At 71.8% G+C, this 2,488-nt stretch carries 2 protein-coding genes; both read right to left on the bottom strand.

The window, feature by feature from the left end; genetic code table 11:
* Positions 1-142: 142 nt before the first annotated feature.
* Positions 143-2,041 (bottom strand): ABC transporter ATP-binding protein, encoded by a 1,899-nt coding sequence (locus WBP48_RS08290; protein ID WP_424438828.1) that lies wholly within the window; start codon positions 2,039-2,041, stop codon positions 143-145.
* Positions 2,042-2,045: 4 nt separating this feature from the next.
* On the bottom strand, positions 2,046-2,258 hold the full coding sequence (locus tag WBP48_RS08295; protein ID WP_424438831.1) for an AsnC family protein: 213 nt from the start codon (positions 2,256-2,258) through the stop codon (positions 2,046-2,048).
* Positions 2,259-2,488: the final 230 nt, after the last annotated feature.

Below are 2,488 nucleotides of genomic sequence, written 5' to 3' on the forward strand. Positions count from 1 at the left end.
CGCCGGGGCCGCCCGCCCGGGGCGCCCGCCCCTTGCCCGCGAAACCCTCTCTGCGGGTCGAGACCCCGCGTTTCGACGCGGGTCTCGACCCGCAGGCGGGGTCTCGGCGTCAGCGAGCGGGGGCCGCGAATCCCACGCGCCCTCACACGAGCAGCTGATGGCGTGCGAGGTCGCGGTACAGCGGCACCGTCTCGACGAGCTCGGCATGGGTGCCCTGGCCGACGACTTCGCCGCGGTCGAGCACGACGATGAGGTCGCTGTCCACGACGGTCGACAGGCGATGCGCGATGACGACGAGCGTGCGCCCCGCGGCAACGGCGTCGATCGCCTCGCGCATGCGCTGCTCGTTGAGGCCGTCGAGCGAGGAGGTCGACTCGTCCAGCAGCAGGATCGGGGGAGCGGCCAGCAGCGCCCGCGCGATCGCGAGGCGCTGGCGCTCGCCGCCGGAGAGCATCACGCCCGCCTCGCCGACCGGCGCCTCGAGCCCGAGCGGCGACCGCTCGAGCACGTCACCGAGGTTGACGGCGCGCAGCACGCGTTCGCACGCGGCATCGGATGCCGACGGCGACGCCAGCCGCAGGTTGTCGGCGATCGTGCCCGCGAGGGTGGGCGCGTCCTGTTCCACGTAGCCGAGTTGTGCGCGCAGCCGGGTGCGGTCGATGGCGCGCACATCGACGCCGTCGAGCAGGATCGCCCCGGACACAGGGTCGTAGAACCGCTCGATGAGCGCGAGGGTCGTGGATTTTCCCGCTCCCGACGGGCCGACCAGTGCGACGCGCGCCCCGCGCGGCACGCGGAACGACACTCCGCGCAGCACTTCGCCCGCGGCATCCGCCACGTCTGCGACGTCCACGGCGGCATCCGCGTGGGCTTCGGCGAGGAGCGCCGCCGCTTCGCTCTCGCTGCGACGGCGGGCCTGCACCACGGCATCCGGATATGCGAAACGGACGTTCTGGAACTCGATGGCCGCGGCATCCTGCACCGCCTGACCCGACCGCGACGCCGAGCCGATCAGCGCGACGGGCGACGTCGCGGGGGCGACGGATGCCGCGACCTCCGCGTCGCGCGCCGTCTCGGTCGGCAGGTCGAGCACCTCCTGGATGCGGCCGAGGGCGCCGAGGGCCTGATTGACGGAGGTGATGGCGCCGAAGAACGAGCCGAGCGGCTGGATCAAGAAGAAGAGGAACATCACGAACGTCACGAGCTGCGCGATCGTGATCGCCCCCGAGGCGACGCGGAATCCGCCGACGCCGAGCACGACCAGCAGCGACACCTGCAGCGCGATGCCGGCGATCGGGACGATGAACGCGGATGCCTTCGCGACCTCGACGCCGGCGTCGTACGCGCCGCGTGCCGTCGCCTCGATCGCCTCGCGCTCACGATCGGTGGCGCCGGCGGCGCGGATCGTGCGGATCGAGCCGACCGCGCGCTCGACGCCGGAGGCGAGGTCGCCGACGCCCTCCTGCTGCACGGTGGTCGCGCGCCGGATGCGGACACTGAGCGCTCCGACCACCGCGACCGAGGCGCCCACGACGACGAGGATCAGCAGGAGCAGCACGGGGTCGATCAGCAGCATCGCGACGACGGCGCCGACGAAGATGAGCGCGTTGCCGATCGAGTCGGCGAGCCCCTGGGTCAGCACGGCATAGAGCAGGCTCGTGTCGGCGCCGACGCGCGAGACGAGGTCGCCGGTGCGCCGCGCGTCGTACTCCTGCACGGGTAGGTGCAGCAGCTGTGCGATCAGCCGGCGCCGGCTGGAGAAGACGACGGCGGTGCCGGTGCGCTGCAGTAGGAAGTGCTGGATGCCGCTGATCAGCGATCCCACCACGACGAGGCCGACGAGCAGCCAGATCAGGATGCCGAGCGGGTCGCCGAGTTGCACCCGCTCGATCACCTGGCCGACGACGAGGGGCTGGCCGAGCGTCGCCGCCGCGGCGAGGATGCTGAGCATTGCGACGATCACCAGCACGCCCCTGTGCTCGAACACGAACGGCAGCAGTTGACGCAGGCTCGCTCGCGGGCCCTCGTCCTTTTTTCTCATCTTGCTATCTTCTCCCGTACTTCTTGTGCACCGCTTGCCGGCTCACGCCCATGGCATCGGCGATCGCGACCCACGAGAACCCGAGGGCGCGGGCGCGGCGCACCTGTTCGGCTTCGGCGCGCGCGAGGTCGGCGTGGAGGGCCCGCAGCCGCCGCAGCTCGGGGAGGGGATCGCCGCCGTCTGCCGCGGCGATCGCGGTACGCAGATGATCGCTCATAGCGTCAACCCTAGTTGACGCGGCGACGGTATGTCAATCTGGGTTGACGCGGCGAGTGGTTGTCAACCGAGATTGACACCGCGTCCGGCCTGCACAACTCCGCCTGGTCGGGCGGACCGGGATGGATTTGCCCCCTCAGGGGCAGCTCAGGCGGAGTTGTGCAGACGGACGGCGACCGCCGCGTCCCCACGGGCACGCCCCGGCAGCCCGGAGCGGTCGCCGCCACGGAG

Source organism: Microbacterium sp., assembly GCF_049661145.1.
GTDB lineage: Bacteria > Actinomycetota > Actinomycetes > Actinomycetales > Microbacteriaceae > Microbacterium.

What these genes read in the sequence shown, in the direction of transcription:
- WBP48_RS08295 (WP_424438831.1), bottom strand. Translation starts at nt 2,258, where the DNA reads ATGAGCGATCATCTGCGTACCGCGATCGCCGCGGCAGACGGCGGCGAT.
- WBP48_RS08290 (WP_424438828.1), bottom strand. Translation starts at nt 2,041, where the DNA reads ATGAGAAAAAAGGACGAGGGCCCGCGAGCGAGCCTGCGTCAACTGCTG.